This window comes from Cupriavidus sp. YR651, from assembly GCF_900101625.1.
GTDB lineage: Bacteria > Pseudomonadota > Gammaproteobacteria > Burkholderiales > Burkholderiaceae > Cupriavidus.
In genome coordinates this window covers 1,226,951-1,248,965 of the sequence record NZ_FMYZ01000001.1, presented here as the reverse complement: position 1 = coordinate 1,248,965, position 22,015 = coordinate 1,226,951, and the positions used below count along the sequence as shown (strand labels likewise).

Annotated in this window: 21 protein-coding genes; 9 read left to right on the top strand and 12 right to left on the bottom strand. The window is 64.6% G+C overall.

Annotation, left to right across the window (positions count from 1 at the left end; genetic code table 11):
- Positions 1-27 precede the first annotated feature (27 nt).
- Positions 28-339, top strand: coding sequence for a pyrimidine/purine nucleoside phosphorylase (locus BLR29_RS05625; RefSeq protein ID WP_092135204.1), 312 nt, complete (start codon positions 28-30; stop codon positions 337-339).
- A gap of 22 nt (positions 340-361) precedes the next feature.
- Here BLR29_RS05625 and murB read toward each other — a convergent pair whose 3' ends face one another.
- A complete protein-coding gene (murB, locus tag BLR29_RS05620) occupies positions 362-1,396 on the bottom strand; it encodes a UDP-N-acetylmuramate dehydrogenase (RefSeq protein WP_092135203.1) in 1,035 nt (344 codons plus the stop codon).
- 123 nt (positions 1,397-1,519) lie between these two features.
- On the opposite strand from murB, the gene BLR29_RS05615 reads away from it, so the two are divergent.
- Positions 1,520-2,005 carry a YajQ family cyclic di-GMP-binding protein gene (locus tag BLR29_RS05615; RefSeq protein WP_092135201.1) on the top strand — a complete coding sequence of 162 codons (486 nt, stop codon included), beginning with the start codon at positions 1,520-1,522 and terminating at the stop codon, positions 2,003-2,005.
- Positions 2,006-2,056: 51 nt separating this feature from the next.
- On the opposite strand, the gene BLR29_RS05610 is transcribed toward BLR29_RS05615, so the two are convergent.
- From BLR29_RS05610 to BLR29_RS05600, 3 genes are all read right to left on the bottom strand, one after another.
- Positions 2,057-2,506, bottom strand: a complete 450-nt coding sequence (locus tag BLR29_RS05610; protein WP_092135199.1) for a DUF192 domain-containing protein — start codon at positions 2,504-2,506, stop codon at positions 2,057-2,059.
- Positions 2,507-2,663: 157 nt separating this feature from the next.
- On the bottom strand, positions 2,664-2,855 hold the full coding sequence (locus tag BLR29_RS05605) for a hypothetical protein (RefSeq protein WP_092135198.1): 192 nt from the start codon (positions 2,853-2,855) through the stop codon (positions 2,664-2,666).
- Positions 2,856-2,960: 105 nt separating this feature from the next.
- On the bottom strand, positions 2,961-3,686 hold the full coding sequence (locus BLR29_RS05600) for a pseudouridine synthase (RefSeq protein WP_092135196.1): 726 nt from the start codon (positions 3,684-3,686) through the stop codon (positions 2,961-2,963).
- A 240-nt stretch (positions 3,687-3,926) separates the two neighbouring features.
- Here BLR29_RS05600 and icd point away from each other — a divergent pair, with 240 nt between their 5' ends.
- Together icd and BLR29_RS05590 are read left to right on the top strand one after the other, a co-directional pair.
- Entirely contained in the window at positions 3,927-5,177 is a 1,251-nt protein-coding gene (icd, locus tag BLR29_RS05595) for an NADP-dependent isocitrate dehydrogenase (protein ID WP_092135194.1), read from the top strand.
- Positions 5,178-5,411: 234 nt separating this feature from the next.
- Positions 5,412-5,876 carry a VOC family protein gene (locus tag BLR29_RS05590; RefSeq protein ID WP_092135192.1) on the top strand — a complete coding sequence of 155 codons (465 nt, stop codon included), beginning with the start codon at positions 5,412-5,414 and terminating at the stop codon, positions 5,874-5,876.
- Positions 5,877-6,134: 258 nt separating this feature from the next.
- Here the strand turns inward: BLR29_RS05590 and BLR29_RS05585 are convergent, their stop codons facing one another.
- Positions 6,135-6,344 (bottom strand): cold-shock protein, encoded by a 210-nt coding sequence (locus BLR29_RS05585; RefSeq protein ID WP_092135191.1) that lies wholly within the window; start codon positions 6,342-6,344, stop codon positions 6,135-6,137.
- 562 nt (positions 6,345-6,906) lie between these two features.
- On the opposite strand from BLR29_RS05585, the gene clpS reads away from it, so the two are divergent.
- The 4 genes from clpS to BLR29_RS05565 all read left to right on the top strand — a co-directional run bounded on the left by clpS (position 6,907) and on the right by BLR29_RS05565 (position 11,597).
- Positions 6,907-7,233: an ATP-dependent Clp protease adapter ClpS gene (clpS, locus tag BLR29_RS05580; protein WP_160472928.1), complete on the top strand. Its 327-nt coding sequence runs from the start codon at positions 6,907-6,909 to the stop codon at positions 7,231-7,233.
- Positions 7,230-9,527 carry an ATP-dependent Clp protease ATP-binding subunit ClpA gene (clpA, locus tag BLR29_RS05575; RefSeq protein WP_092135189.1) on the top strand — a complete coding sequence of 766 codons (2,298 nt, stop codon included), beginning with the start codon at positions 7,230-7,232 and terminating at the stop codon, positions 9,525-9,527. Before clpS ends, clpA begins: the two co-directional genes overlap by 4 nt.
- Before the next feature lie 192 nt (positions 9,528-9,719).
- Positions 9,720-10,727 (top strand): Bug family tripartite tricarboxylate transporter substrate binding protein, encoded by a 1,008-nt coding sequence (locus tag BLR29_RS05570; RefSeq protein ID WP_092135188.1) that lies wholly within the window; start codon positions 9,720-9,722, stop codon positions 10,725-10,727.
- Positions 10,728-10,730: 3 nt separating this feature from the next.
- Positions 10,731-11,597 (top strand): VOC family protein, encoded by an 867-nt coding sequence (locus tag BLR29_RS05565; protein WP_092135186.1) that lies wholly within the window; start codon positions 10,731-10,733, stop codon positions 11,595-11,597.
- A 24-nt stretch (positions 11,598-11,621) separates the two neighbouring features.
- On the opposite strand, the gene dut is transcribed toward BLR29_RS05565, so the two are convergent.
- From dut to BLR29_RS05535, 6 genes are all read right to left on the bottom strand, one after another.
- A complete protein-coding gene (gene dut / locus BLR29_RS05560) occupies positions 11,622-12,119 on the bottom strand; it encodes a dUTP diphosphatase (protein ID WP_092135184.1) in 498 nt (165 codons plus the stop codon).
- Positions 12,120-12,183: 64 nt separating this feature from the next.
- Positions 12,184-13,209, bottom strand: coding sequence for an LLM class flavin-dependent oxidoreductase (locus BLR29_RS05555; RefSeq protein WP_092135183.1), 1,026 nt, complete (start codon positions 13,207-13,209; stop codon positions 12,184-12,186).
- A 72-nt stretch (positions 13,210-13,281) separates the two neighbouring features.
- The gene (gene coaBC, locus BLR29_RS05550) at positions 13,282-14,481 is read right to left on the bottom strand and encodes a bifunctional phosphopantothenoylcysteine decarboxylase/phosphopantothenate--cysteine ligase CoaBC (protein ID WP_092135181.1); all 1,200 of its coding nucleotides are present in this window, start codon (positions 14,479-14,481) and stop codon (positions 13,282-13,284) included.
- Between the two features lie 161 nt (positions 14,482-14,642).
- Positions 14,643-15,179 (bottom strand): signal peptidase II, encoded by a 537-nt coding sequence (gene lspA, locus BLR29_RS05545; protein WP_092135179.1) that lies wholly within the window; start codon positions 15,177-15,179, stop codon positions 14,643-14,645.
- Positions 15,179-18,058, bottom strand: coding sequence for an isoleucine--tRNA ligase (gene ileS / locus BLR29_RS05540; protein ID WP_092135178.1), 2,880 nt, complete (start codon positions 18,056-18,058; stop codon positions 15,179-15,181). Before ileS ends, lspA begins: the two co-directional genes overlap by 1 nt.
- 114 nt (positions 18,059-18,172) lie before the next feature.
- On the bottom strand, positions 18,173-19,162 hold the full coding sequence (locus BLR29_RS05535) for a bifunctional riboflavin kinase/FAD synthetase (RefSeq protein WP_092135176.1): 990 nt from the start codon (positions 19,160-19,162) through the stop codon (positions 18,173-18,175).
- A 259-nt stretch (positions 19,163-19,421) separates the two neighbouring features.
- On the opposite strand from BLR29_RS05535, the gene BLR29_RS05530 reads away from it, so the two are divergent.
- Entirely contained in the window at positions 19,422-21,242 is a 1,821-nt protein-coding gene (locus BLR29_RS05530; protein WP_092135492.1) for an ATP-binding response regulator, read from the top strand.
- An 87-nt stretch (positions 21,243-21,329) separates the two neighbouring features.
- Here the strand turns inward: BLR29_RS05530 and BLR29_RS05525 are convergent, their stop codons facing one another.
- Positions 21,330-21,989 (bottom strand): response regulator, encoded by a 660-nt coding sequence (locus tag BLR29_RS05525; protein WP_092135174.1) that lies wholly within the window; start codon positions 21,987-21,989, stop codon positions 21,330-21,332.
- Positions 21,990-22,015: the final 26 nt, after the last annotated feature.

Genomic DNA, 22,015 nt, shown 5'->3' with positions numbered 1-22,015 from the left:
AAACCGAAAGATCCGAGGAGAGTGAGAATGAGTCAGTTCGACAACGTGTCCGTCGTCAAGAAGGCCAACCTGTACTTCGACGGCAAGTGCGTGAGCCACACGGTGCTGTTTCCGGATGGCACCCGCAAGACGCTGGGTGTGATTTTCCCGGCGACGCTGACCTTCGGCACCGGCGCGCCGGAGATCATGGAAGTCAACGCAGGCAGCTGCCGCGTGCGCCTGGCCGGCTCGGAAGAGTGGAAGACGTATGGCGCCGGTCAGCAGTTCAGCGTGCCGGGCAACAGCAAGTTCGACATCGAAGTGACCGAGACGCTGGACTACGTCTGCCACTTCGGCTGATTCCGTCCGAAGCAAACGTCGCCTACAGAATGACGGGCTCCGGCTCGATCCGTACGCCAAAGCGTGCCTGGACCGTATCCGCGATACGGTCCGCCAGTTTCAGCAACGTGGCGCCCGTGCCGCCGCCGTGGTGCACCAGCACCAGCGCCTGCTTGCCATAGACGCCCACCGGGCCGTCGTCGAGCCCCTTGAACCCGCATTGATCGATCAGCCAGCCCGCCGCCAGCTTGTAGCCGCCGTCGGGCTGCGGGTAGCTGACCAGCGTCGGATGCGCGGCCAGCAGCGCGTCGCGCGTGGCCGCATCGACCACGGGATTCTTGAAGAAGCTGCCGGCGTTGCCCACCTGTGCGGGATCGGGCAGCTTCCGCGAACGGACGGCAATCACGGCGTCGCGGATTTGCGATGCGCCGGGCGAATCGACGCCTTCCAGCTCGCGCGCCAGCTCGCCGTAGTTCAGCACTGGCTGCCACGCTTTGGGCAGACGCAATGTGACGGCGGTGATGATGTAGCGGTCGCGCCCGGCGCGCTTGAACAGGCTGTCCCGGTAGCCAAAGGCACACTGCTCCAGGTCCAGCGTCACGAAATCGCCAGTCTGGCGGTCATAGGCCCGCAGGCCGGCGAATCGCTCGCGCAACTCCACGCCATAGGCGCCGATGTTCTGGATCGGGGCCGCGCCAGCGGTGCCGGGGATCAGGGCGAGGTTCTCGAGGCCGGGCAGGCCGTCTGCGATGGTCCGCCCGACCAAGGCATGCCAGTTCTCGCCGGCGCCCACGGTAACCCGCCAGCTGGCATGCTTGTCCGTGGCGTCATCCGCCAGGGTTTCCGTCACTTCGTAGCCGGGGATCTCCATCAGGAGCACCAGCGCGTCCAGGTCGCCGGTCAGCACCACATTGCTACCGCCGCCCAGCACCACCACTGGCAGCGTGCTGGCGCGCGGGTCCGCCAGCGCGGCGACGAGGTCTGACTCGCTGCGGATGTGGGCGGCCAGCCGCGCGCGTACGTCGAAACCGAATGTATTGTGTCGACGCAGGGGATAGAATTCGTGGAAATCTGCCATGCAAGGAAGGGATTCTGGCCGCCACGGCGGGCGACCTAGACTGCGGGTAGGCCCGATTATACGTAACCGTTATGGACAATCCGCCGCAACAGCCGGCGGATGCGCAACACCAGGAGAATCGAAATGCCGTCGTTTGACGTAGTGTGCGAAGCAAACATGGTCGAAGTGAAGAATGCCGTGGAGCAATCCAACAAGGAAATTTCCACGCGCTTCGACTTCAAGGGCTCGGACGCCCGGGTCGAACACAAGGAAAACGAACTGACCGCGTTTGCCGACGATGACTTCAAGCTCGATCAAGTCAAGGATGTGCTGATCAACAAGATGGCCAAGCGCAACGTGGACGTGCGCTTCCTGGACTACGGCAAGACCGACAAGATCAGCGGCGACAAGGTCAAGCAGGTCATCACGATCAAGAAAGGCGTGACCGGTGACCTGGCCAAGAAGATCGTGCGCATGATCAAGGACAGCAAGATCAAGGTCCAGGCCAGCATCCAGGGCGACGCTGTGCGCGTGTCCGGCACCAAGCGCGATGACCTGCAATCCGTGATCGCGCTGCTGCGCAAGGACGTTTCCGAGGCCCCGCTGGACTTCAACAACTTCCGCGACTGAGCCTCGCAGGCCAGTCGTCAGGGCGCGGCCAACCCGCCGCGCCGTCCTGTCTTACTGCGCGGGCCTCGACTGCGGCAGGCCGCCAATCTTTGCGCCAGGCTTGATGCCCTTCTGCGCGAACCACCCCTTGTTCATCTCCAGCGCATAGCGCACGGCCGCGCGCGGGCAGTGGTTGTCCTCGGTCTGCGGTGCCATGTCCTCGATGTTCACGATGCTGCCGTCATCGGCCAGGAAGGCGATGGAGAGCGGCAGGTTCGTATTCTTCATCCAGAAGCAGTGGCCGGCCTTTTCCTCGAACACGAACAGCATGCCGGTATTGGCGGGCATCGACTGCCGGTACATCAGGCCGCGCTCGCGCGCTTCCGGAGAGGCCGCGACTTCTGCCTTGATGGCGTACATGCCGGCTGTCAGCGAGACGACGGGCAGCGCGGACTGCGCCTGCGCAAGGGTCGTCAGGACGGTGGCGCCGACGGCCACGAGGATTTTAAGCACAGGGTGCATGGCGAAGGACTGGAGTTGGAGGTTCAACCGCAGGCGAGAGCATAGCGCAGCCCGTCAAAAGCGTGCGCGCATGAAAAAAGGCAGGTCGCACGGGGCGAACCTGCCTTTGATGCGCAAACGGCCCCGGCATGTCGCCGGCGCCCGTCGCGCTGCCGCCTTACTGCGCGGCCGGAGCCGAAGCTGCCGCCTTCTTGGAGGCGTGCTTCTTGCTGTGCTTCTTGCTGGTCTTCGCGGGCTTCGCAGCTTCCTTGGCGGCCGGCGCGGCGGCGTCAGCAGCAGGAGCCGAAGCCTGGGCGAAAGCGCCGGTAGCGAACAGGCCAACAACCAGGGCAGCGATCAGTTTTTTCATTGCGAGTACCTCGAGGATATTTGTCCAGTATTTGGAGAGTTGACGCGTATTGACGTGTCAGCCACAAAAACGGGATGTCCGAGCGGGGCGTTGACGTCGGAGTTGTCAGGATTTGTAACGGCGTCTTACCGGTGCTGCCGGCCGTTGCGCCGTCTGTGTATCCACCTGTTTGTTCCCCCGATTGCCCCCCTGTTTTTCCGCTCGTTTCACAGCCGGCTTTCTCGTGCCCGGGCTGCGCGCCATCGTCGCGGGCGGGCGAGCGGTCGGGCTGGGTAGCCCCACCACGCCCGGATCGATTTCGCACCATTGGCCCGGCTCCAGCCCCAGCGCTGGCAGCGACAGATTACCGATCGCCACGCGTATCAGCCGCAAGGTGGGGAAACCGACGGCAGCGGTCATGCGACGAACCTGTCGATTCTTGCCTTCGCGAATCTGCAGTTCCACCCACGACGTGGGAATGGCTGCGCGGTAGCGAATCGGCGGGTGGCGCGGCCACAGCCATGCCGGTTCATCGACCACGCGAGCCGCCGCAGGTAACGTGCGGAAATCGCCCAGGTCCACCCCCGTGCGCAACTGCGCCAGCGCGGCAGCGTCCGGCACGCCTTCCACCTGTGCGAGGTAGGTCTTGACGAGCTTGTGGAGCGGATCGGCGATGCGCGCCTGTAGTGCGCCGTCATCGGTCAGCAGCAGCAAACCTTCGCTGTCGGCATCGAGTCGCCCCGCCGGGTAGACGTCCGGCACGGACACGCAATCGGCCAGGGTCGGCCGCGTGGGGTGCGCCGAGAACTGGCTCATTGTGTTGAAGGGTTTGTTGAGGGTGATCAGCGTCATGGGCGCGAAGTATGCCCCAACCCGTCAAGTTGGCGGACGATCGCAGATTGCTGCATAATATGAGATTAGTCTTATGTCTTATATAAGACTCATAGTCGATCATCTGTGGTGCGGCGCGACATGGTGAGTCACGGGCCGAACCGAGAACGCCCGTTACAATGCCTCGCGGCCCCTTTGCATCGCGTTGCCGGACCACATGCCTGGCGACCGTCACAACCCCGTTCCGTAGTGGAGACGTCCATGTACCAGCACATCAAGGTCCCGGCAGGCGAGAAGATTACGGTGAATGCCGATTACTCGCTCAACGTGCCGGACAATCCCATCATCCCCTATATCGAAGGTGACGGCACCGGTCTCGATATCACGCCGGTGATGATCAAGGTCGTGGACGCGGCCGTGGAAAAGGCCTACGCCGGCAAGCGCAAGATCGCCTGGATGGAGATTTATGCGGGCGAGAAGTCCACCCGGGTGTACGGCCCGGACGTCTGGCTGCCGGACGAAACGCTGGACGTGCTCAAGGAATACGTGGTGTCGATCAAGGGCCCGCTGACCACGCCGGTCGGTGGCGGCATCCGCTCTCTGAATGTCGCGCTGCGCCAGCAGCTTGACCTCTACGTTTGCCTGCGCCCGGTACGCTATTTCAAGGGCGTGCCGTCGCCTGTGCGCGAGCCGGAAAAGACCGACATGGTGATCTTCCGTGAGAACTCGGAGGACATTTATGCCGGTATCGAATGGGAAGCCGAGAGCGAGGGCGCGAAGAAGCTGATTGCCTTCCTGCAGAACGAAATGGGCGTGAAGAAGATCCGCTTCCCGGAGACTTCGGGGATTGGCGTCAAGCCGGTGTCGAAGCAGGGCACCCAGCGCCTGGTGCGCAAGGCCATCCAGTATGCGATCGACAACGACAAGCCGTCGGTGACGCTGGTGCACAAGGGCAACATCATGAAGTTCACCGAAGGTGGCTTCCGTGACTGGGGCTACGAGCTGGCGCAGAAGGAATTCGGAGCCGCGCTGGTGGACGGCGGCCCGTGGTGCAAGTTCAAGAACCCGAAGACCGGCAAGGACATCGTCATCAAGGACGCCATCGCCGACGCGTTCCTGCAGCAGATCCTGCTGCGCCCGGCCGAGTATTCGGTGATTGCCACGCTGAACCTGAATGGCGACTACGTTTCGGACGCACTGGCCGCGCAGGTGGGCGGCATCGGCATCGCCCCGGGTGCGAACATGTCGGATTCGGTGGCGATGTTCGAAGCCACGCACGGTACGGCGCCGAAGTACGCGGGCAAGGACTATGTGAATCCGGGTTCGGAAATCCTGTCGGCCGAAATGATGTTGCGCCACATGGGCTGGACCGAAGCAGCGGACCTGATCATTTCGTCGATGGAGAAGTCGATCCTGTCGAAGAAGGTTACGTACGACTTTGCCCGCCTGCTGGAAGGCGCGACGCAGGTATCGTGCTCGGGCTTCGGCCAGGTGATGGTCGACAACATGTAACGGGCTCTCAGGCTGCATTCGGCCTGCTGCGCGAAACCCCGGGCGGTCAGACGGCCTCCGGGGTTTTTTGTTGCCAGACGCCCAGACACCCAGACGCCCTGTCGACCATCCGAACTCCTGAACTCCTTTCCCTTCGTGACAGCTGCCGATGCAGCGCCTCTGAACCGAGGCGCTGGCGGCATGCGAAGCCATCCACTACAACATCAGGATTGGCTGATAGATGAGGAGGCTCACATGGAAGACCCCTTCCGACGCACGGCTTTCGGGGCCGCGGTCTATTACAAGGATCCGGTGGCCGCGCTGGACTGGCTCGAACGTGCGTTCGGCTTCCGACGCGTGATGGTGATCTCGGATCAGGACGGCAAGCTTGTTCATTCGGAAATGCGCTTCCGCGACAGCTATCTGATGGTCGGCAGCGAGTGGGCGGAGTACACGGCCAGCCCGGCGTCGCTAGGCGGCAAGAACACGCAGTCCGTCCATGTTCATATGTCGGATGGGCTGGACGCGCATTGCGAGCGCGCCCGGGCGGCCGGCGCGACCATCGTCAGGGAGCCGGAGGACCAGTTTTATGGGGACAGGGTCTATGCCGCCCGGGATCCGGAGGGGCACGTCTGGAGCTTCGGCCAGTCGGTGCGGAAGCTCAGTCGCGAGGAGGCCGAAAAGGCCAGCGGGCTGAAGATCGACGGCTGGTCCGAATGAGGGAGATGCAGCGTGGGGGAATCAACCGGCCGACCGGTCGGTCGGGTCGCACAAATCGCGCGAACGGCATGGACAGCCCCAAAGCAAGACGCCCGGCTCATCACCGGGCGTCTTGTCGGATGCGTAGCGTACCGCCTTGCAGCGTGTCCCGGCAGGCATTGCCATGTCGTGACACAGGATCCCGTTCCGGGGGACAGTGCCCCCCTCGCATCCTGGTGACCGCCGCGGCTCTGCGTCCGGTGCGGTCGCGGCGCTCTTTTACTGTGCGGCGTCCTGGATGTTGGTGGCTTGCTTGCCCTTGGGGCCCTGAACCACTTCGAACACGACGCGCTGGCCTTCCTTCAGCGTCTTGAAGCCCGCCATCTGGATTGCCGAAAAGTGCGCAAACAGTTCTTCCTCGCCATCGTCCGGCTTGATAAAGCCGAAACCCTTGGCGTCATTGAACCATTTGACGATACCGCTTGCCATAAACTCCCCCAACGAAAAAGCTGATTTCAAGCGGGGAAACCGATGGCCAGCCGAATGACACGTCGGCGCGCATGCCGGACCGGTCCTGTCGGATCCGGCGGACCAGAATGCGTCGCTGAATGGAATTCGCGGGGCAATCCGCCTGAAACCGCCAGGTCAATTGGCGGAAAACGGTTTGCCGACGCCGGTCGTGGGCCTCCCTGCTCACGGAATCATCCTGGCCGGCCTTATTCGCTTGGCTCGCTGGCCGGGCCTGGATGTGCGACCGATTTTTCTGTCAAACCAACATACTGTCAAGCTGGCAGATTCCCCACTCGGCGTAGGGTGTGGTGGGATTGAAACGGCGTGGAATGGTACCTTTGGCGGGATGGTGGATTCGCGTTCGCGGGCACCGGTGGTGGGCACCAAAGCCGGCATGTCAGGTCAGGATCCATGCACCAGCAACGTGCGCCTAACGCCCTCTGTGCGGCTGGGCACGTAAGAATTTTCCGATGAGTGGGGCCTTGAATACGTGCCCATTTCCCCAAATTGCAGACTTGCGAGTAAGAGTTAGAATAAAGCCATGGCGACACGGCTGGCGAATACCCCACAACGCGAGGCAGGCACTGTCATCGAGCGGAAAGAGCAGCAGCTCAAGCCGCCTGCGATGTACAAGGTGGTCCTCCTCAACGACGACTACACTCCGATGGAGTTCGTCGTGATGATCCTGCAGCAGTATTTCAGCAGGGACCGGGAAACGGCGACGCAGATCATGCTGACCGTTCACCGGGAAGGCAAGGGCGTCTGTGGTATCTATACGAGAGATATCGCGGCGACCAAGGTCGAGCTTGTATCAACCCATGCGCGGCAGGCGGGGCACCCGTTGCAGTGCGTGATGGAGGAAGCATGATTGCGCAAGAATTGGAAGTGAGCCTTCATATGGCTTTTGTCGAAGCCCGCCAGGCGCGCCACGAGTTCATTACCGTGGAACACCTGCTGCTGGCGTTGCTCGACAACCCCACGGCTGCCGAAGTGCTGCGCGCTTGCGCGGCCAACATCGAGGACTTGCGCACCAGCCTGAAGAACTTCATTGCCGACAACACGCCGGTCGTACCCGGCACGGACGAGGTGGACACGCAACCTACGCTGGGTTTCCAGCGTGTGATCCAGCGCGCGATCATGCATGTGCAATCCACGTCCAACGGCAAGAAGGAAGTCACCGGCGCCAACGTCCTGGTGGCGATCTTCGGCGAGAAGGACTCCCATGCCGTCTACTACCTGCAGCAGCAGGGTGTGACGCGCCTGGATGTCGTCAATTTCATCAGCCACGGTATCCGCAAGGACCAGGCGGAGCCGGCCAAGCATGGTGAGGGCAATGCCGAAGGCGAGGGCGGCGACGGCAAGGAAAGCCCGCTCGAGCAGTACACCCAGAACCTGAACTCGCTGGCCAAGGCCGGCAAGATCGATCCGCTGATCGGCCGCGAGAGCGAAGTCGAGCGCGTGGTGCAGGTGCTCTGCCGCCGGCGCAAGAACAACCCGCTGCTGGTGGGCGAAGCCGGCGTGGGCAAGACCGCCATCGCCGAAGGTCTGGCATGGCGCATCACCAAGAACGAAGTGCCCGACATCCTGGAAAAGGCGGTCGTCTACTCGCTCGACATGGGCGCGCTGCTGGCCGGCACCAAGTATCGTGGCGATTTCGAGCAGCGCCTGAAGGGCGTTCTGAAGTCCCTCAAGGACAATCCCAACGCGATCCTGTTCATCGACGAGATCCACACGCTGATCGGCGCGGGCGCCGCCTCGGGCGGTACGCTGGACGCCAGCAACCTGCTCAAGCCGGCGCTGTCGTCGGGCCAGCTCAAGTGCGTGGGTGCCACCACGTTCACGGAATATCGCGGCATCTTCGAAAAGGATGCGGCACTCTCCCGTCGTTTCCAGAAGATCGACGTGGTGGAGCCGTCCGTCGACCAGACCGTCCAGATCCTGCGAGGCCTGAAGTCGCGGTTCGAGGAGCACCACGGCGTCAAGTACGCAGCGTCAGCGCTGACGGCTGCCGCGGAACTGTCGGCCCGCTTCATCACCGACCGTCACCTGCCGGACAAGGCCATCGACGTGATCGATGAGGCTGGCGCCGCGCAACGCATCCTGCCGAAGTCCAAGCAGAAGAAGACCATCGGCAAGACCGAGATCGAGGACATCGTTTCCCGCATCGCCCGCATTCCGCCGCAGAGCGTCAACCAGGACGACCGCAGCAAGCTGCAGACCCTGGAACGCGACCTGAAATCGGTGGTGTTCGGCCAGGACCCGGCGATCGAGGCGCTGGCATCCGCGATCAAGATGTCGCGCGCCGGGCTGGGCAAGACGGACAAGCCGATCGGTTCGTTCCTGTTCTCGGGGCCGACGGGTGTCGGCAAGACCGAAGTGGCCAAGCAGCTCGCGTTCATCATGGGCATCGAGCTGCTGCGCTTCGACATGTCCGAATACATGGAACGTCATGCGGTCAGCCGACTGATCGGCGCGCCGCCGGGCTATGTCGGGTTTGACCAGGGCGGCCTGCTGACCGAGGCAGTCACCAAGAAGCCGCACTGCGTGCTGCTGCTGGATGAGATCGAAAAGGCGCATCCGGATATCTTCAATATCCTGCTGCAAGTGATGGACCATGGTTCGCTGACCGACAACAACGGTCGTCGCGCCGACTTCCGCAACGTCATCATCATCATGACGACGAACGCGGGGGCGGAGACCATGAACCGCGCCACGATCGGCTTTACCAGCGCCCGCGAGCAGGGCGACGAGATGGCCGACATCAAGCGCATGTTCACGCCGGAGTTCCGCAACCGCCTGGACGCCACCATCAGCTTCCGCTCGCTGGACGAGGAAATCATCCTGCGCGTGGTGGACAAGTTCCTGATGCAGCTGGAAGAGCAGCTGCACGAGAAGAAGGTGGAAGCCAGCTTTACCGAGAAGCTGCGCAAGTTCCTGGCGAAGAAGGGCTTCGATCCGATGATGGGTGCCCGTCCGATGCAGCGCCTGATTCAGGACATGATCCGCAAGGCGCTGGCCGACGAACTGCTGTTCGGCAAGCTGGTATCGGGCGGCAAGGTGGCCGTGGACCTGGACGACAGCGACCAGGTCAAGCTGACCTTCTCCGAGGCCGACCCCGAACCGCCGGAGGCCCCGGAGAGCGAACAGCGCGCCGAAGCCTGACGCACGGGGCTGGATGAGCGGGGTTGAAAATGCAATCGGCCGGGTAGATCCCGGCCGATTGTTTCACTTCTGGGCGATCAGCGGCGCCTTCGCCTGCAACGTGGGCGATCATCGGGCAAAATACAGGGCGGCATCATGCCGCCTTTTTCTTTTTTGTACCGCGGTCGCCTGGCCGCCCAGCCCGAGTCCCTGATGTCTTCTGCCGAACGCACGCGGCTGCGCCGCATGCTGCTCAAGTCGCTGCCGATGGGTGTCATGCCCGCCTCACTGGCGTCGCTTGCTTCCTTCGCCCAAGCCGAGACCGCTGCCGGCGGCCGTCCGATCTCGATGGTGTTGCCGTTTCCGCCTGGTGGCAGCGTGGACATCGTGGCGCGCCAGTTGCAGCCGGGCCTGAAAGCGGGCCTCGGGCAGACCGTGGTGGTGGATAACAAGCCCGGCGCGGGCGGACTGATCGCCAGCAATGTGGTGGCCCGCGCCAAGCCGGACGGCAATACGCTGCTGATGGCGTTTGATACCCACGCGATCAACCCGTTTGCATACAAGAATCTGCCCTACGACACTTTCAAGGACTTCACGCCGATTACCCAGTTGGTGCGTTTTCCCCTGGTGATCGCGGCGAATCCTGCGCTGCCCGCGTCGAACGTCAGGGAGCTGATCGAGCTGGCCCGTGCCAAGCCGAACGGCGTGCGCTACGCGTCTTCGGGCATCGGCAGCCTGAACCAGCTGGCCGCCGAGGCGCTGGCCACCGAGGCCGGCGTGCATTTCCTCCACGTACCCTACAAGGGCGGCGGCCCGGCCGTGCAGGCCGTGCTGGCCGGTGAGGTCGACCTGTTCTTCAGCAGCTTCGCGGCCGTCCAGGCCCACATCGCGGCCAAGACCATCAAGGTGCTCGGCGTGACGGGTACCAACCGGATCAAGCAGATGCCGCAAGTGCCGACCGTGGCCGAGCAGGGCTTCAAGGGCTTCGAGGCCTATTCGTGGATCGGTGTGTTCGGCCCGGCCGGCATGCCGCAAGAGACCGTTGCCCGCCTGCATGACGCGCTGGCCGGTTCGATTCGCCAGCCCAAGGTGGTGGAGGCGCTGTCGGCGCAGGGGTTTGAGATCGCCGTCGGCACGCCGACGGAACTTGGCAACCTGGTGCGGCACGAACACGACAAATGGCAGGCGGTTGCCCGCAAGGCCAACATCCAGTTCGACTAAGCCATGCATCAGCCATTGGAACCGTTTGACCACGCCGTGGTGGTCTGCGGCGATCTGGACGCCGCCGCGGGCAACTGGCGTGCGCTGGGTTTTACGCTGACGCCGCGCGGGTATCACACGCTCGGGTCGCAGAACCACTGCATCATGCTGGCGCGCGACTACCTGGAGCTCCTGCACGTCACGGCGCCCAGCCCCAGCCGCCAGTATTACTGGGACGCCCAGCAGCGGGGCGGCGGGTGCGCGGCCACGTCATGCAAGAGCCGTGACGCATTTGCCACGGCTGACCGCCTGCGCGCGGCTGGCTACAAGACTTCGGACCCGATCGAATTCTCTCGGCCCGTCCGGCTCGACGATGGCAGTGAGCAGCCGGCCACATTCCGCGTCACGGCGCTGGATGACGCCCCCGGTGCCCGCTATTTCGTCTGCGAGCACCGGACGCCCGAACTGTTGTGGCGTCCCGAATGGATGACGCACGCCAACGGCGCCAATGCCATCGCGGCAATGTATCTGGTGGTGGAGGCAGGGCAGGTGGAGGCAGCCGCAAAGGCCTATGCCGAGATGACCGGCGGGGCACTGACGATGCCGGCGCCACCGGCGCAAGCCGGTGACCAAATCGCCAGCGTCGCGATCGACGGCGCGGCGCTGGTGATTGCCACGCCGCAGGCGCTGGCGTCTGCGACCGGTGTGCCCCAGATCCGCCGCGTGGCGCCCGGCTATGCGGCCATCCGGCTACGCACCAGTGACCTGGCGAAAGCACGCGCTCACTGGGCGGCGAACCAGGCGCAGTCGATCGACCTGACGCCAGCCACGTCACTGGTTCCCGCCGACAGCGCCAACGGCGTGGCGCTGATCTTCGAGCAAGCAGCCTGAGCGTTCGGGAGGCAGTTCGACCTCTTAGCCCGCCTTCACGTGGGCGACGCCGGTCGAGCCAAAGCCGCCAGCACCGCGGGCGGAATCTTCCGAGAACTCGGTGACGGTGGTGAACACCGGGCGCAGCACCGGCACGAACATCATCTGCGCGATACGCTCGCCGGGCTGGATCACGATCGGCTCGGAGCCGGCGGCATTGCGATTCCACACGCTGACCATGATCTGACCCTGGTAATCGGCATCGATGACACCAATCGAATTGCCCAGCACCAGGCCCTTCTTGTGACCCAGGCCCGAGCGCGGCACGATCGTTGCCGCCATGTACGGATTGCCCATGTGCACGGCGATGCCTGCCGGCACCAGTTGCGCGGGCGTGCCGGCCTCGATTGTCACGGGGCCGTCCACGCAGGCGTGCAGGTCGATGGCCGCGGCCATGTCGCTCTGGTAGGCGGGCAGGCCCCAATCGTTCAGGCGGGCGTCCAGCACCTTGATCTCGACGGACGGGTTCAGGGGAGCGGTCATGGGTTCGGTTTCCTGCAAAAATCTGACAAAGGCGGCATCTTACCGCGTCGGCAGCCCGCGGCGCTCAGGCGCCCGGGGAGAGCTCGAACGCTTCCGCCAGCAACTGGTAGGTGCGCAGGCGCGCCTGGTACGACGCGGCCACGCTCAGCACCACCAGCTCATCGGCGGCAAAGCGCTCGCGCAGCGCCATCATCCGCGCGGCCACGCGCTCCGGCGTGCCGCAGATCGTGCGGGGCCGCTCGCGTTCGATGATCATGCGGTCGCGCTCGGTGGGCGTGAAGTCGGCGGCCTGCGCCAGCGACGGGATCGGCGCGTTGACGCCATAGGCCATCTGCAGCCGCCGCACGTCGACGGCGCGTTCCAGCGCCTCGGCTTCCTCGTCGGTATCCGCGCAAATCACGAAAATCGCGGCCGCGCTATACGGCTGGTCCTCGTAGCCGGGTTCGAATTCCTCCCGGTACTGCTGGGCCACCGCATGGCCGCCTTGCGCATTGATGAAGTGGGCGAAGGCGAAGCGCAGGCCGAGGCGGGCCGCCAGCGCGCCGCCGAAGTCGCTCGATCCCAGCACCCAGAGTTCCGGCCGGGTATCGATGGCCGGCTGCAGCAGCACGCCTTCGGCAAGGTGGTCGGGGGGTACCTCGCCGCGCAGCAGCCAGACCAGATCCTGCACCTGCTGCGGAAACTGGTCGCCACGGTTGTACAGGCCCATCGCCACGGCCTGCGCGGTGCGCATGTCGCCGCCCGGCGCGCGGCCCACGCCCAGGTCGATCCGGTTCGGGAACAGGCCTTCGAGCATGCGGAATTGCTCGGCCACCTTGAACGGGCTGTAGTAGGGCAGCATCACACCGCCCGAACCGATCCGGATACGTTTTGTGACGCTGCCCAGGCGGGCGAGCATGACCTCGGGCGCCGGGTTGCAGACGCCGTGCAGGCCGTGGTGTTCGGCGCACCAGTAGCGCGTGTAGCCGAGGTCATCGGCAAGCTGCGCCAGGTCGACGGTAGCCGCCAGCGCATCGCGGGCAGTGTGGCCGGCGATGACCGGGCTCTGATCCAGCACCGAGAGGCGCAGCTTCGGACGATTCTCAGACATGGCGACGATAGGCCCAGTGAAACGCGCAGCGACGCGCGCGATGAAACAGATGAAGTTGGAAAGGTGCCCGGCTCAGACCGGCTTGCGCGGCAGGCGCTGGCCGATGGCCGCTACCAACTGGCGAGCGAGCGAAAGCTTGTCCGCCCGGGGCAGGCGCGTCATGCCGTTGGCATCGAACAGCACGATCTCGTTGTCGTCCATGCCGAACGTGTGGTGGCCGATATTGCCGACCAGCAGCGGCACGCCCTTGCGTTGACGCTTCTGCTCGCCGTACTGCTCCAGGTTCTCGCTCTCGGCGGCAAAACCGACGCAATACGGCGCATGGGCGCGCGCCGCCACCGTGGCCAGGATGTCCGGGTTTTGCACGAACTGCAGTGTCGGGGTGTCGGTGTCGTTGGCTTTCTTGAGCTTTTGTCCGGCCACCTCGGCGGGACGCCAGTCGGCGACGGCTGCCACGGCGACAAAAACATCCACGTCGCGCAACTGGGCCATCACGGTGTCGTGCATCTGCTGGGCGCTGCGCACGTCGGTGCGGACCACGCCGCGTGGCGTGTCCAGTGCGGTGGGGCCCGCCACCAGCAGCACCTCGGCGCCGGCCTCGCGGGCCGCGCGGGCAATCGAAAAGCCCATCTTGCCTGATGACAGGTTGGTGATGCCGCGTACCGGGTCGATGGCCTCGAACGTCGGGCCGGCGGTGATCAGCACGCGTTTGCCGGCCAGTGGCTTGGGCAGGAAGAACGCAATCAGGTCCTCGACGATTTCTTCCGGCTCCAGCATCCGGCCATCGCCGATTTCGCCGCAGGCCTGGTCGCCGGTGCCCGGGCCGAGAATCGCTACGCCATCGGCACGCAACTGTGCCGCATTGCGTTGCGTGGGCGCGGCGGCCCACATCTGGCGATTCATGGCCGGTGCCACCAGCAGCGGGCATTCGCGCGCGATGCACAGCGTGGTCAGCAGGTCGTCGCAGAGACCGTTGGCCAGCCTGGCCAGGAAGTCGGTGGAGGCGGGGGCGATGAGGATGGCGTCGGCCTCGCGCGAGAGGTCGATATGCGCCATGTTGTTGTCGATGCGGGCATCCCACTGCGACAGGAACACGGGTCGTCCGGACAGCGCCTGCATGGTCACGGGCGTGATGAAGTGGGTCGCCGCCTCGGTCATCGCCACCTGCACGGTGGCGCCGGCCTTGGTGAGCAGCCGGACCAGCTCGGCCGACTTGTAGCAGGCGATGCCGCCGGTCAGGCCAAGGACGATGTGCTTGCCGCTCAAATCCATGGGAGGACTCTTCTGAAAACGGGGGTTTCGCATGATACCGCCGGGACGGCGGACGTGCCGAAGGCGGCAATCGGGGGGGGAGGTCCGGGCCACAAGGAGCGTGGCCCGGCGTCTGGCGGGCTGGCGGCGCAGTGCCGCCGCAGTGTCGCCTCAGTGCTGCTTCAGTGCCTGCGCACGCGCCGCAGTTCGTCCACGATCAGCAATACGGCGCCCACCGTGATCGCGCAATCCGCCACGTTGAACGCGGGGAAGTGCGTGTTGCGCAGGTGGAAGTCCAGGAAATCGATCACGTGGCCGTGGATGATGCGATCCACCACGTTGCCGACGGCGCCGCCAAGGATCAGCGATACCGCCAGGCAAAACAGCTTCTGGCCCGTGTGGCGATACAGCAGCCAGACGATGAACGCACCGACCACCACGCCCAGCAGCGTGAAGAACCATCGCTGCCAGCCGCCGGCATCGGCCAGGAAGCTGAACGCGGCCCCCTTGTTATAGACCAGCACCAGGTTGAAGAAGCGGGTCACGGGACGCGACTCGCCATACTGGAACGATCGCGTGATCACGACCTTGAAGAACTGGTCGATCATCACCACCAGCAGCGCAAAGGCCATCCACAGCCACGGGGTAACGTTGCTGCTGCCTTTGCTCTTGCTGCGGGCGGGCGTCGATCGCGCCGGGCGGGTGGAAGACGATGCCATCAGGCGTGGCTCCTGTGTTCACCGGCGCCGAACAGATTGCTGTCGCAGCGGCCGCAAAGGGTGGGATGTTCCGGGTTGTGGCCAACGTCGGCGCGGTAGTGCCAGCAGCGTTCGCACTTGGCGTGCGCGGACGGCGTCACCGTGACCATCAGGTCCCCGCCTTCCGGCGCGGCCGCGACCTTGGCCGCCGACGTCAGCAGCACGAAGCGCAAGTCGTCGTGCAGGCTCTGCAAGGCGGCCAGTACCGGGCCGCCGGCCGCGATGGTGACCTCGGCCTGCAGCGACGAGCCGATCTCGCCTTCCACACGCACCGCTTCGAGTTGCTTGGTGACCTCCGCGCGCACGTCACGGATATCGTGCCACTTCTGCATCAGCGTATCGGCGTCGTCGATGGCCGGCACATCGTAGTAGGTGCTGGTGAAGATGGTGTCCTTGTGTTCCGTGCCGTGCGCGAAGATCTGCCACGCTTCCTCGGCCGTGAACGACAGGAATGGTGCCATCCAGTGCAGCATCGCCTGCGTGATGTGGTACAGCGCGTTCTGCGCGGCGCGGCGGGCCTTCGAGTCCGGTGCCGTGGTGTACAGGCGGTCCTTCAGCACGTCCAGGTAGAAGCCGCCCAGGTCTTCGGAGCAGAACGTCTGCAGCTTGGCGACCACCGGGTGGAATTCGTACGACTGATAGTGCGACAGCACTTCCTTCTGCAGCCGGTCCGTCAGGGCCACGGCGTAGCGGTCGATCTCCAGCCATTCCGATGGCGGCAGCGCGTGCTTGCCGTGATCGTAGTCGGTCAGGTTGGCCAGCAGGAAGCGCAGCGTGTTGCGGATGCGGCGGTAGCCCTCCACCACGCGCTTCAGGATTTCGTCAGAGATCGACAGTTCGCCCGAGTAGTCCGTCGAGGCCACCCACAGGCGGATGATTTCGGCACCCATCTTGTTGGCGACATCCTGCGGAGACACCGTGTTGCCGACCGACTTCGACATCTTGCGGCCTTCGCCGTCCACGGTGAAGCCGTGGGTCAGCAGCGCCTTGTACGGCGGCTTGCCATACAGCATCGACGCGGTCAGCAGCGACGAATGGAACCAGCCGCGATGCTGGTCCGAGCCTTCCAGGTACAGGTCGGCCAGGCGACCGTCCGGCTCGTCGGCGGAAGGATCGTAGAGATCTTCACGGTGGGATCCACGGATCACGGTCCAGTGCGTGGTACCGGAGTCGAACCACACGTCCAGCGTGTCGCGGTTCTTTTCATACAGCGCGGCTTCCTCGCCGAGCAGTTCCTTCGGATCCAGCGTCTGCCAGGCCTCGATGCCATGCTGCTCGACGCGCCTGGCGATTTCTTCCAGCAATTCCGGCGTGCGCGGGTGCAGCGCGCCGGTTTCCTTGTGCAGGAAGAAGGCCATCGGCACGCCCCACTGGCGCTGGCGGGACAGCGTCCAGTCCGGGCGGTTGGCGATCATGTTGTGCAGGCGCTGCTTGCCCCAGGCCGGGAAGAACTCGGTGGCCTCGATGCCGGCCAGCGCGGTCTCGCGCAGGGTCGGGCCGTTGTCCACCGGATCCACGTCCATCCCCGCGAACCATTGCGACGTGGCCCGGTAGATGATCGGCGTCTTGTGACGCCAGCAGTGCATGTAGCTGTGCTCGTACTTGTGCGAGTTGAACAGGTTGCCGGATTCGCGCAGCACGTCGACGATCTTCGGATTGGCATCCCAGATCGACAGGCCGCCGAACAGCGGCAACGTGCTGGCGTAGACGCCATCGCCCATCACCGGGCTGATGATTTCCGAATCGGGCATGCCGTGCGCCTTGCACGACTGGAAGTCTTCCACGCCGTAGGCCGGTGCCGAGTGGACGATGCCGGTACCCGTGTCGGTGGTCACATAGTCGCCCAGGTAGACCGGCGCGGTACGCGCATAGCCGGCATCCATCTTGGCCAGCGGATGATGGAAGCGGATTTCCGACAGGGCGTCGCCACGTGCGGTGGCCACGACCTGGCCCTGCAGCGCGTAGGTCTTGAGCTGTTCCTCGACGCGATCCTTCGCCAGGATCAGGAAGCCGCGCGGGGTGTCCACCAGCGCGTATTCCACTTCCGGGTGCATGTTCAGCGCCTGGTTGGACGGGATCGTCCACGGCGTGGTGGTCCAGATCACGACCCAGCCGGGCTTGCCTTGCAACTGTGCCAGCGGCACGTGGAAGGCGTGAGCGAGCTTGTCGGCCTCCGCGAACGGGAAGCCCACGTCGATCGACAAATCAGTCTTGTCCTTGTACTCGACCTCGGCCTCGGCGAGCGCCGATCCGCAGTCGAAGCACCAGTTCACGGGTTTCAGGCCGCGGAAGACGTAGCCCTTTTCCATGATCTTGCCCAGCGCACGCAGCTCGTCGGCTTCGTTGCTGTAGTTCATGGTCAGGTACGGGTTGTCCCAGTCGCCCAGCACGCCCAGGCGCTCGAAATCCTTCTTCTGGCGGGCGATCTGCTCGGTGGCATAGGTGCGCGCCTTGGACTGGACTTCCTGGACGGGCAAGCCCTTGCCGAACTGCTTTTCGATCTGGATCTCGATCGGCATGCCGTGGCAGTCCCAGCCCGGCACGTAGACCGCGTCCAGGCCGGTCAGACCACGGGCCTTCACGATCATGTCCTTCAGGACCTTGTTGACGGCATGGCCGATGTGGATGTCGCCGTTGGCGTACGGAGGGCCGTCATGCAGCACGAATTTCTTCGCGCCCTTGCGCGCCGCGCGGATCTTCTTGTAGAGCTGCTTGTCTTGCCATTGCCTGACCCACAGCGGCTCGCGCTTGGGCAGGTCGCCACGCATGGGGAACGGGGTATCCAGCAGGTTGACCGGGTACTTGCTTTTCTCGGGCTTGGCGCGTTTGTCGTCGGACATGTCAATTCTCGGGGCAATTCAGTCGGGCGCGTCGGTCGGATGACCGCCGTGCGCGTGTCAGTGAGGTCAGGCAGGGCGGGTCCCGGCAGCTGCGGTGCGCAGCGCTGCCGGCCGCTAGCTAATTCGGTCGGTGGCGGAAGTGGCGAAGTCGCGCCGGCCTGCGGCGGCGTCGGGCGCGGTCAGGCCAAAGAACGCGCGAGCGTCGAGGGTGTCCTTCGCGATGGCGGCCGTCAGCGCGTCAAGGGTGTCGAAGCGTTCCTCGTCGCGCAGCTTCTTCATGAATTCCACCCGCACCAGCTTGCCGTACAGGTTTTCGTTGAAGTCGAACAGGTGGACTTCCAGCAGCACGCGGCCCGCGTCTTCCACGGTCGGGCGCACGCCAATGCTGGCCACGCCGGGGAGCGGGTGGTCGGCAAGACCGTGCACCTGCACGACGAAAATGCCGTTGACGGCGGGACGCTTGTGCGAAATCTTCAGGTTCAGCGTGGGAAAGCCGAGGTCCCGGCCCAGCTTGCGGCCGTGGATCACGTGGCCGCTGATGGCATAGCCGTGGCCCAGCAGCCGGCGCGCGTGTTCGAGGTCGCCACCGGCCAGCGCCTGGCGCACGGCCGAGCTGGAAATCCGGATGCCGCCCTCGGAGACGGAGCCCATTTGCTCGACGTCGAATCCGTACTGGCGGCCCGCTTCCCGCAGGTAATTGAAGTCACCGGCGCGTTTGGCGCCAAAGCGGAAGTCATCGCCCACCAGCAACCAGCGCGTGTGCAGGCCATGCCAGAGCACGTTTTCCACGAAGGCTTGCGGAGACTGTGCGGCGAAATGGGCGTTGAAATGCTCCACCACCACGCGATCCACACCATTGCGGCGCAGGGCGTCCAGCTTGTCGCGCAGCAGGGCGATGCGGGTGGGGGCGTGCTCCGGCGCGAAGAATTCCCGCGGGTGGGGCTCAAAGGTCATCACGCATAACGGCAGGCCGCGGGCATCCGCGGCCGCGCGGGCGCGTGCGAGCAACGACTGGTGGCCGCGATGCACACCGTCGAAATTGCCGATGGTGAGCGCGCAGGGCGCCCGGCTCTCGGCGTTGGGCAAGCCGCGGAAGACTTTCACGAGGACGGCGAAAAATGCGATTTGGGTAAAGGGAGCATTATAAGGCGAATGACCCGGCTTCTCCCCTGTTGGCGGCAGGCGCGTGCCCGCCGGGGATGCGGCCTGCCCACAACTGGCCGATTTGTGCGGAATTCGGCTGCCGGGGCGTGGCGCGGCGCCGCAAAAGGCGGCATGATATGCGCGACTCAGATCACAACCGCGCGATCCCTGCAACGACCGCCTCATGCAGGCCTCCGGCCACGGCGCCGTCTTGCAGCCAATGTCTTCGCCTTCCTTGCCTGGGCCACACTTGAACGCGCTGCTCAACAAATTGCTGCCCCCACCCGGGCCACAACTCGACACCGAGACACGGGCCAAGCTGCTGGCCACCGTCCACCGGGTATCTCCGACGGGTATTGCCGCATCGGTCCTGCTGCCGGCGTTGACGGCTGCCGCCTTCTGGAACGAGGCCAGCCACGTCGCGCTGGTCATCTGGTGCGCCATCATGCTGGCACTGACTGCCGGAGGCACCTGGTTCTACCTCGGCTACCAGCGTGACAGCGGCAAAATGAGCCGCTCGGCGCACACGCGCAAGTGGTGGAACAACATGCGCGCCATCGCGTTCCTGACCGGGCTGACCTGGGGCAGTTCGGCGCTGCTGCACCTGTACACGAGCTCGGTGGTGTTTTCCAGCGTGCTCTACCTGCTGACACTGGGCGTGCTGGCGGGCGGGGCGACCTCGCAGTCGCCGGTGCCATCGAACCTGGTCTTTGCCGGCGTGCCGATCCTCGTGCCCAATGTGTTGCTGGCCGATTTCGCTTTCCCGGGACACGGCGGCTATGTCCAGTTGTTGCTGGCCGTCTACGCGCTGATGCTGGCGCGCCACGCGCTCAACTTGCAGCAGACGCTGGTGCGCGCTATCCAGCTGGAAAGCGGCAGCCGGCGGCTCGCCAAGCAGTTCCAGGAAGAAAAAGAACGGGCGTTGCATGCGAGCGAGGAGAAATCCCGCTTCCTGGCGGCGGCCAGCCACGACCTGCGGCAGCCGGTTCACGCGCTGGTGATGCTGGTGGAAGCGTTGCGTGCGCGCAACCAGTCGAGTTCCCTGCATCCGCTGGTGGAGCAGGTGGCCGCCGGCACCCAGACCATCGACCTGCTGTTCCGATCGCTGCTGGACCTGTCGAAGCTCGAAGGCCGCAAGGTCTTGCCGACGCTCGAGCCGTGCGAGCTGGGGGCGCTGATCAACGATGTCATGAGCCAGTTTGCCGCCGATGCGCGCGAAAGCGGGCTGTCGCTGAATCCGCGCGTGCCGGACGAACTTTATGCCATGGCCGAGCCGGTACTGCTGCGGCGCGCGCTGTTCAACCTGGTGCAGAACGCGCTGCGATACACCAAACGCGGCGGAATCCTGGTGACCGCGCGCCAGCGTCGCAAACATATCCGGCTGGAGGTGTGGGATACCGGCGCGGGCATTACACCCGAACATCTGCCGGACATTTTCTCGCCGTATTACCAGGTTCATAACCCGCAGCGCGATCCGTCGCAGGGACTGGGCCTCGGGTTGGCCATCTTCAAGGAATGCGTCCGACTGATGCGCGGTACGTACGGCGTGCGCTCGGTGCCCGGCAAGGGTTCGGTATTCTGGTTCGCGCTGGCGCCGGTGCCGGCCGAGACCGTGGCGAGCGTGCGGGCGATGCGGGCCAATGCGCAGGCGGCGGAAGCCAAGCCGGAGCGCTTGCGCGGTACGGTGCTGGTCGTCGATGACGACAGCCAGATCCGCAAGGCGTGGATTGCGCTGATGGAGGCGTGGGGGATTCGCGTCGCTTGTGCCGCGCATGGCGCCGACGCCGACGCCCTGTTTGCCAAAGGCTTGAAACCGGACATCATCTTCTGCGATCTGCGGCTGCCCGGCAGCGAAAATGGCCTGGACTTGCTGGAACGATGGCAGACCACGCAGCCGCAGGCACGCAGCGCGTTGCTGACGGGCGACCTGAAATCCGCCGCATTGAACGCTGCGGAGGAGGCGGGCTACTTCGTGCTTCCCAAGCCGGTGGATCCCGCCAACCTGCGCATGCTGCTGCGGCGGTGGTTGCACCCGGCGTAATGGTATGGATGGGGTATCGTTCCGCCATGCAAAACGCCGCCCGAGGGCGGCGTTTGTTTTTGCTGGCGTCGGATGCGCGAGTCGCCTTTACTGACGCAGGCGGAATCGTTCCATGCGTGACATGACTTGCATGCGGGTGCGCACGCCCAGCCTTTGCAGGATCGCGGACACGTGTTCCTTGACCGTGTTCTCGGTCAGGCCCAGCTTGCGGGCGATGACCTTGTTCGGCAGTCCTTCGAGCACCAGCGCCAGCACGGAACCCTGGCGCGGCGTCAGGCCCAGTTCGGCCGGCGTGACCGGAATGCCATGCGCGGGGCCGAATGACTGGGAGCGGCCGGAAAGTGCTTCGTCGGAAGGGAAGCTGGTGTCGCCGGCCAGGACCTTGCGTACGGCCGCGGTGAAGGCGTTGGCATCGAGGTGCTTGCCGACGAAGCCGCACGCGGACAGCGCGCGGGCGCGGCCCACGATTTCCGGCGTGGCCTCGGCCGACATGAAAATGAAACGCGCGGCCGGAATCACGGTCTTGAACGTCTGCATGGCATCGAAGCCAGTGCCGTCGTTCAGCCAGATATCAAGCAGCACGATATCGGGACGAAGTCCCTGGTGCAGTGAATGGAGAGCTTCCTTGGCGCTGCCGGCAGCATGGACTGCGACATCGGGCATGACTTCCGCGAGAAACGCGGTAGTACCAGAGAGGGCCATAGGATGATCATCGACCACCAACAAAGTCGGTGCAGCGTTCGACATGCGTATTCCCGTCTAATTTCCCGTCT